The 8,043-nt window shown below is 51.1% G+C and carries 5 protein-coding genes, 1 tRNA gene and 2 rRNA genes; 4 read left to right on the top strand and 4 right to left on the bottom strand.

Features of this window, described 5'->3' with window-relative positions:
- The first annotated feature begins 14 nt into the window (after nt 1-14).
- The 3 genes from AC6R10_RS10080 to metF all read left to right on the top strand — a co-directional run bounded on the left by AC6R10_RS10080 (nt 15) and on the right by metF (nt 4,711).
- Nucleotides 15-1,181 (top strand): O-succinylhomoserine (thiol)-lyase, encoded by a 1,167-nt coding sequence (locus AC6R10_RS10080; protein WP_500672136.1) that lies wholly within the window; start codon nt 15-17, stop codon nt 1,179-1,181.
- Nucleotides 1,181-3,595: a bifunctional aspartate kinase/homoserine dehydrogenase II gene (locus AC6R10_RS10085; RefSeq protein WP_500672137.1), complete on the top strand. Its 2,415-nt coding sequence runs from the start codon at nt 1,181-1,183 to the stop codon at nt 3,593-3,595. The genes AC6R10_RS10080 and AC6R10_RS10085 overlap by 1 nt, the downstream gene beginning before the upstream one ends.
- Nucleotides 3,596-3,820: 225 nt before the next feature.
- Nucleotides 3,821-4,711 (top strand): methylenetetrahydrofolate reductase, encoded by an 891-nt coding sequence (gene metF, locus AC6R10_RS10090; protein WP_487902563.1) that lies wholly within the window; start codon nt 3,821-3,823, stop codon nt 4,709-4,711.
- Nucleotides 4,712-4,777: 66 nt separating this feature from the next.
- On the opposite strand, the gene zapB is transcribed toward metF, so the two are convergent.
- Entirely contained in the window at nt 4,778-5,020 is a 243-nt protein-coding gene (gene zapB, locus AC6R10_RS10095) for a cell division protein ZapB (protein ID WP_334555687.1), read from the bottom strand.
- A gap of 316 nt (nt 5,021-5,336) precedes the next feature.
- Here zapB and glpX point away from each other — a divergent pair, with 316 nt between their 5' ends.
- Entirely contained in the window at nt 5,337-6,344 is a 1,008-nt protein-coding gene (glpX, locus tag AC6R10_RS10100) for a class II fructose-bisphosphatase (protein ID WP_334555688.1), read from the top strand.
- Between the two features lie 149 nt (nt 6,345-6,493).
- Here the strand turns inward: glpX and AC6R10_RS10105 are convergent.
- The 3 genes from AC6R10_RS10105 to AC6R10_RS10115 form a co-directional block, all read right to left on the bottom strand.
- Nucleotides 6,494-6,570: transfer RNA gene (locus AC6R10_RS10105), tRNA-Asp, on the bottom strand.
- Between the two features lie 56 nt (nt 6,571-6,626).
- A 5S ribosomal RNA gene (gene rrf / locus AC6R10_RS10110) occupies nt 6,627-6,742 on the bottom strand.
- An 86-nt stretch (nt 6,743-6,828) separates the two neighbouring features.
- Nucleotides 6,829-8,043 (bottom strand): 23S ribosomal RNA (locus AC6R10_RS10115); the annotation flags it as partial.

Raw genomic sequence — 8,043 nt, forward strand, 5'->3', positions numbered from 1 at the left:
GCAAGGAAAACGCTATGAGCACGCGCAAACCCGCCACCATCGCGGTACGTACTGGTATCGAGTCAGACACCCAACATCACGCTGTCGTTCCCCCTATTTATCTCTCGACCAATTATGGCTTTCCGGCGTTTGGTGAAGTGCCGAAATACGATTACACGCGTTCTGGTAACCCGAACCGTGGCCTGCTTGAAACGGCGCTGTATGAGTTAGAAGGTGGAGAAGGCGCTGTAGTGACCAATTGTGGCACCTCAGCGCTCAACCTTTGGGTCTCTGCGTTTGTCGGTCCAGACGATTTGATCATCGCGCCACACGATTGCTACGGTGGCACCTATCGACTCTTCAATACCCGCGCGCAAAAGGGCGACTTCAACGTGTTGTTTGTCGACCAATCCGATGACGCAGCCTTGACCGCCGCCATCAACCAGAAACCCAAGCTTATCCTGTTGGAAACGCCATCAAATCCTTTGGTACGTGTGGTGGATATCGAGAAAGTCTGCCAGCAAGCGAAACAAGTTGGCGCGCTGGTCGCGGTTGACAATACCTTCTTAACCCCGATTTTCCAGAAGCCACTCGAACTGGGTGCCGATTTCGTTATTCACTCAACCACCAAATACATCAACGGTCACTCCGATGTGATTGGCGGCGTGGTGATCACCAAAACCAAAGCGCACGCTGAAGAACTGGCTTGGTGGGGCAACTGCATTGGGGCCACCGGCACGCCGTTTGATAGCTACATGACGCTGCGTGGCATCCGCACGTTGGGCGCACGAATGAAGGTGCACGAACAAAGCTCGGCAAACATTCTCGACTTTCTGAAAACAGAGTCACTGGTCGGCCGCATCTATCACCCAAGCTTGCCGGATCACCCTGGCCATGACATCGCCAAGAAACAACAATCCGGCTTTGGTTCTATGCTCAGCTTCGAGTTCGCTGGCAGCTTTGAAGAACTGAAACAGTTTGTCGGTGAGTTGAAACTCTTCTCGCTTGCAGAATCGCTAGGCGGCGTAGAAAGCCTCATTTGTCACCCAGCGTCAATGACCCACCGTGCGATGGGTGAAGCGGCGCTGGCCGAGGCGGGTGTCTCTCAGCAACTGCTGCGTCTGTCTGTCGGTCTTGAAGATGCCGATGACCTGATTGACGATCTCAAACAAGCCTTTAACTGTGTGAAGGAGTCCGCGTAATGACGACATCGCGTCAACTGCATAAATTTGGTGGTAGCAGCTTAGCGGATCCGGAGTGCTACCGCCGGGTAGTCACCATACTCAAAGAATACTCAGGCAGCGATGATCTGATCGTTGTCTCAGCGGCCGGTAAAACCACCAATCATTTGATTGAATTTACCGAAGCGCTCTATAAAGATGGCCGTCTTGCCCATGAAGCGTTGCAGTCGGTACGACAATTCCAAACAGGGCTTATCGAAGCCTTGATTGACAGTGACGACGAACAAGCGCACATGCTGGCGACGCTCAAAGACGAGTTCACCACCCTCGGTGAATTAAGCGCCCCGTTAAGCGAGGTGGAGCGAGCTGCGGTACTTGGCCACGGTGAAATGTGGTCCTCAAGACTGCTCGCCGCGCTATTGAATCAAGCGAGTTTACCAGCCATCGCGCAAGACTCTCGCACTTTCTTACGGGCAGAAACCGGCACGCAACCTGAAGTGGATCGTGGTCAGTCCTACCCACTACTGAAGGAAATTTTGGCGCAACACTCACAGCGTCGTCTGGTGTTTACCGGCTTTATGGCGCAAAACCAAGCAGGCCAAACCGTGCTGCTTGGCCGAAACGGATCCGATTACTCTGCCACCGTGATTGGCGCGCTCGCAGAGGTCAGTCGCGTCACGATTTGGAGTGACGTTGCTGGCGTATACAGCGCAGACCCTCGCCTTGTCAGTGATGCTTGTCTTCTGCCCCTATTGCGACTGGATGAAGCAAGTGAACTGGCACGCCTTGCCGCCCCCGTGCTGCATAGCCGTACCTTGCAGCCTGTCGCTCAAAGTACGATGGACTTACACTTGCGCTGCAGTTACGACCCTGAATCTGGCTCTAGCCGCATTGAGCGCGTCCTCGCCTCTGGGCGTGGTGCCAAGATCATCTCCTCACTCAATGACGTGTTGTTGATTCAGTTAAACTTCGCCTCTGGCCATGATTTCAATCGCATGGAAAAAGAAGTGCTGAGCAGTTTGAAACGCGCCCAACTTGAACCTTTAACTTATGAAGTCCAAGCGGATAAGCACTCATTACGCCTTGCTTATACCTCGGAAATTGCAGGGGGCGCTTTAGGCTTCTTACAAGATTCCGCCATCGCAGCAGAAATTAAACTCAAAGAGGGCTACGCCCTTGTTGCTGCGGTGGGCGCTGGTGTCACCAACAACGCCAACCACTGTTACGGCTTTTACCAGAAGCTCAAGTCATCGCCTGTCGAGTTCATCTCTGAGTCTCGTTCCGGTCTCAGTTTGGTGGCTGTCTTACGCCGCACCGAAACCGAACCACTCGTTAAGGCGATTCACAACCAACTTTTCCAAGCACAAAAACGAGTCGGCATCGCCCTATGCGGCAAAGGCAACATTGGCTCCAGTTGGTTAACCCTGTTTGCAGAACAAAAAGCAGAGCTAGAAAAGCGTCGTGGAATGAGTTTTGAGCTCGTGGCGGTGATCGACAGCCAAACCTATTGGTTTAATGACCAAGGCATCGATCCTAGCGCGGTCAGTGAGCATTTCGATGAAGAGTCTATCCCTTATCAGCAAGGCGAGTGGATCCAGCGCCTCGGTGCGATTCAGGGCTATGACGATGTGGTCGTACTCGACGTGACGGCGAGTAAAGAGTTAGCTGAGCGTTACCTCGATATAGCCGAGCAAGGCATGCATCTTATCTCTGCCAATAAGGTTGCCGGCTCTGCCTCAAGTGCTTACTACCACCAAGTCCAAGATGCGTTTGCCAAAATAAACCGCCATTGGCTCTACAATGCCACCGTTGGAGCAGGCTTGCCGATCAACCACACTGTGCGCGATTTGCGTGAAAGTGGCGATGTCATCTATGCGGTCTCAGGGATTTTCTCTGGCACCCTCTCTTGGTTGTTCCAACAATATGATGGCAGCGTACCGTTTGCCGAGTTAGTCGATTTAGCGTGGCAGCAAGGCTTAACCGAGCCAGACCCTAGGCAGGATCTCGATGGCTCTGACGTAATGCGCAAGCTGGTCATCTTAGCCAGAGAAGCCGGTCTCGAGATTGAACCTGAATCGGTCAAAGTCGAGAGCTTAGTGCCCGATGAACTGGCCGATCTCTCACTGGATGACTTTCTCGATAACAGCCAACAGCTCAGCGAACAGCTAGCAGAAAGGCTCGAGAAAGCGCAACGTGAAGACAAAGTGCTGCGCTACGTCGCCAGACTGGAAAAGAACGGTAAAGCTCGAGTAGGTGTCGAAGCACTCAGCAAAGAGCACGCCTTGGCCAACCTGTTACCATGCGACAACATCTTTGCGATTGAGAGCAAATGGTATAAGGACAACCCACTGGTCATTCGCGGACCGGGGGCGGGTCGGGAAGTGACCTCAGGCGCGATTCAATCAGACCTTAACTTGTTGTCCAGTTTTCTCTAGTTTCACAGGTTGCTTCGGCAACCTGTTTTCTTATTCGGGCGTCGTTCTGCGCGCACTTCAAATTCTCTCATTATGAACTTGAAAAAAATTCATGGTGGGAGTGTTGACATTAAAACGTATTCAATACATTCTGTGGACATATAGACGTCTAAACGTCGATTTAATCAAATTGAATGTTGGGGCTACAGTTACCTACGGATAGGGTCGCCACACGGAGAGAGTAAGATGGGATACACACACGCGAGTCATATTGACGCTTTAAACCAAAATATTGCCGAGCTATCGAACAACATCAATGTGTCATTCGAGTTCTTTCCTCCGAGCAGCGAAAAAATGGAAGAGACGCTGTGGAACTCGGTTCATCGTCTCAAAACCCTTAAGCCTAAGTTTGTCTCTGTTACCTACGGCGCCAACTCCGGCGAGCGCGATCGCACTCACTCCATCATTAAAGAGATCAAAGCCGAGACCGGCCTAATTGCGGCACCTCATCTCACTTGTATCGATGCCAGCCGTGACGAGCTCATTCAGATTGCTGACGATTACTGGAACAATGGTATTGAAAGCATCGTCGCACTGCGCGGTGATATTCCTCCTGGTGGTGGCAAACCGGATATGTACGCCTCCGATCTCGTGGAACTGCTTAAATCACGTCACGACTTTGATATCTCTGTTGCAGCCTTTCCCGAGGTACACCCTGAAGCAAAAAGTGCGCAGTCGGATCTGCTGAACCTCAAGCGTAAAGTCGATGCAGGCGCAAACCGCGCCATTACTCAGTTCTTTTTTGATGTAGAGAGCTACCTACGCTTTCGTGATCGCAGTGTTGCGGCTGGCATTGATGTCGAAATTGTTCCGGGCATCCTTCCTGTTTCCAACTTTAAACAAGCTTCACGTTTTGCCGCGCAGAATAACGTCAAAGTCCCTGGCTGGATGGCGAAACAATTTGAAGGGCTGGATGACGACCCAACCACTCGCCAACTGGTAGGTGCGAGTCAAGCCATCGACATGGTGCGTATCCTAAGTCGTGAAGGCGTGAAAGATTTCCACTTCTACACTCTTAACCGCGCCGAAATGACCTACGCACTTTGCCACACTTTGGGCGTGCGCCCTCAGGTCTAATCTGACAGACATCAAAGCAAAAGGGTTGGCGTAGTGCCAACCCTTTTTAGTCTACAGAAACGGTGATTACTCAACGTCTTCCATCTTACCTAGCAAGCTGCGGATGCGCTCTTGCCATGCTGTGTGTTCTTGTTGCATCTGCTGATTTTGCGCGACCAACTCTTCACGGCTTGTACGCAGTTCGTTCGCTTCGTTTGCTAGCTTCTGCTTTTCTTCTTTAAGCTCTTCCACTTCCATTTGAAGCAGAGTGATAGTATCAACCGCGGTTTGGATTTTTGCTTCTAGTTTTTCTAGTACTTCAAAAGACATCGTTGCCTACCTTTTTAATCATTCTCTGGATGGTTGGGTCATACGACATGACAAACCCATTTACCTTCCATTCTACTCAGCCACGCCGCTTTAAACACGCCCTATATTTGCAAATCTGCGTCATTCGATTAAAAAAACAACGCAATTTGACTCAGAGTTTACAAGACCAGACGAATGAATAGTTCCGTCCGTTTTCCTGCCCCTGGTTTGATCCAGTTCAAGCCAGTTGAACCAAAAAGGCAAACGTTTCCCTAGTGATGTGCTAAAATCGCGGCGATTTAATTTTGTTCAGTTTTTCCTACCAGTTGGAGTCATCATGAAACGCGATTTAGCAATGGCATTCTCAAGAGTTACCGAAGGCGCAGCCCTAGCGGGTTATAAATGGCTTGGCCGTGGCGATAAGAACGCCGCCGACGGTGCCGCTGTCGAAGTGATGCGTACCCTGCTTAATAAGACAGAAATCGAAGGTGAGATTGTCATTGGTGAAGGCGAGATCGATGATGCGCCTATGCTGTATATCGGTGAAAAAGTAGGGACAGGTGGTGATTGTGTCGATATCGCGGTTGACCCAATTGAAGGGACCCGCATGACAGCCATGGGCCAGTCCAATGCACTGGCTGTTCTGGCCGCGGGTGAAAAAGGCAGCTTCTTAAAAGCCCCAGATATGTACATGGAAAAACTGGTTGTGGGGCCAGGTGCAAAAGGCTGTATTGACCTCAATAAACCACTCAAAGAAAACCTTATTAACGTCGCTGAAGCGCTCAACAAGCCGCTCGATCGACTTGTGGTGATCACCTTAGCAAAACCGCGTCACGATAAGGTGATTGCTGAGATGCAAGCAATGGGGGTACGCGTTTTTGCCGTGCCTGATGGTGACGTGGCCGCCTCCATTCTTACCTGCCTGCCTGACAGTGAAGTCGACATGATGTACTGCATTGGCGGCGCACCAGAAGGTGTAGTGTCTGCCGCTGTGATCCGTGCACTCGATGGTGATATGCATGGCCGTTTGCTACCAAGGCATGAAGTTAAAGGTGATAGCGAAGAAAACCGCATCTATGGCGCTGCTGAGCTAAAACGTTGCGAAGAAATGGGCGTGACAGCCAATGTTGTGCTGACTATGGAAGAGATGGCTCGCAGCGATAACGTTGTCTTTTCTGCCACTGGCATCACCAAAGGTGACCTGCTTGAGGGCATTACGCGCCAAGGTAACATCGCCACCACAGAAACCTTACTGATCCGTGGACGCTGCCGCACCATTCGTCGCATTAAATCGACACACTACCTAGAACGCAAAGATCCTGAAGTACGAGACATTATTCTTTAATCTCGCCAGCCCTCTCTTCGAACTCTTCGAAGCCAGCCAACGTGCTGGCTTTTTCTTGTCTGTATAAAACCGTCGAGCAGACGAACCCAGCACTTTCAGGAGCGTTAAACGTAAAAAAGCCCAGTCTTTCGACTGGGCTTTCTAATAAGTGGCGGAGTGGACGGGACTCGAACCCGCGACCCCCGGCGTGACAGGCCGGTATTCTAACCAACTGAACTACCACTCCGCAGTGGTCTATTTAAAGTCTTATCTCAATCGTGCTTTAAACAGATAATGTTCAAAGCCTGGCGATGTCCTACTCTCACATGGGGAAGCCCCACACTACCATCGGCGCTAATTCGTTTCACTTCTGAGTTCGGCATGGAATCAGGTGGGTCCAAATCGCTATGGTCGCCAAGCAAATTCTTTAATTCGGAAAGCTGTTTTCAGTTCTTACACATTCAATGTTCTTTCATTGAGTCCATCAAAACCCTTTGGGTGTTGTATGGTTAAGCCTCACGGGCAATTAGTACAGGTTAGCTCAACGCCTCACAGCGCTTACACACCCTGCCTATCAACGTTCTAGTCTCGAACAACCCTTAAGGATACTTAAAGTATCAGGGAAGACTCATCTCAGGGCTCGCTTCCCGCTTAGATGCTTTCAGCGGTTATCGATTCCGAACTTAGCTACCGGGCAATGCGATTGGCATCACAACCCGAACACCAGAGGTTCGTCCACTCCGGTCCTCTCGTACTAGGAGCAGCCCCCTTCAATCTTCCAACGCCCACGGCAGATAGGGACCGAACTGTCTCACGACGTTCTAAACCCAGCTCGCGTACCACTTTAAATGGCGAACAGCCATACCCTTGGGACCGACTTCAGCCCCAGGATGTGATGAGCCGACATCGAGGTGCCAAACACCGCCGTCGATATGAACTCTTGGGCGGTATCAGCCTGTTATCCCCGGAGTACCTTTTATCCGTTGAGCGATGGCCCTTCCATTCAGAACCACCGGATCACTATGACCTGCTTTCGCACCTGCTCGAATTGTCATTCTCGCAGTCAAGCGGGCTTATGCCATTGCACTAACCTCACGATGTCCAACCGTGATTAGCCCACCTTCGTGCTCCTCCGTTACTCTTTGGGAGGAGACCGCCCCAGTCAAACTACCCACCAGGCACTGTCCTCACCCCGGATAACGGGGCTAAGTTAGAACATCAAACATACAAGGGTGGTATTTCAAGGTCGGCTCCACAGATACTGGCGTACCTGCTTCAAAGCCTCCCACCTATCCTACACATGTAGGCTCAATGTTCAGTGCCAAGCTGTAGTAAAGGTTCACGGGGTCTTTCCGTCTAGCCGCGGGTACACTGCATCTTCACAGCGATTTCAATTTCACTGAGTCTCGGGTGGAGACAGCGTGGCCATCATTACGCCATTCGTGCAGGTCGGAACTTACCCGACAAGGAATTTCGCTACCTTAGGACCGTTATAGTTACGGCCGCCGTTTACCGGGGCTTCGATCAAGAGCTTCGACCGAAGTCTAACCCCATCAATTAACCTTCCGGCACCGGGCAGGCGTCACACCGTATACGTCATCTTACGATTTTGCACAGTGCTGTGTTTTTAATAAACAGTTGCAGCCACCTGGTATCTGCGACTCTCAATAGCTCCATCCGCGAGGGATTTCACCGTCAAGAGCGTACCTTCTCCCGAAGT

The sequence above is a fragment of the Vibrio sp. R12-SG2-ISO1 genome (assembly GCF_059834045.1).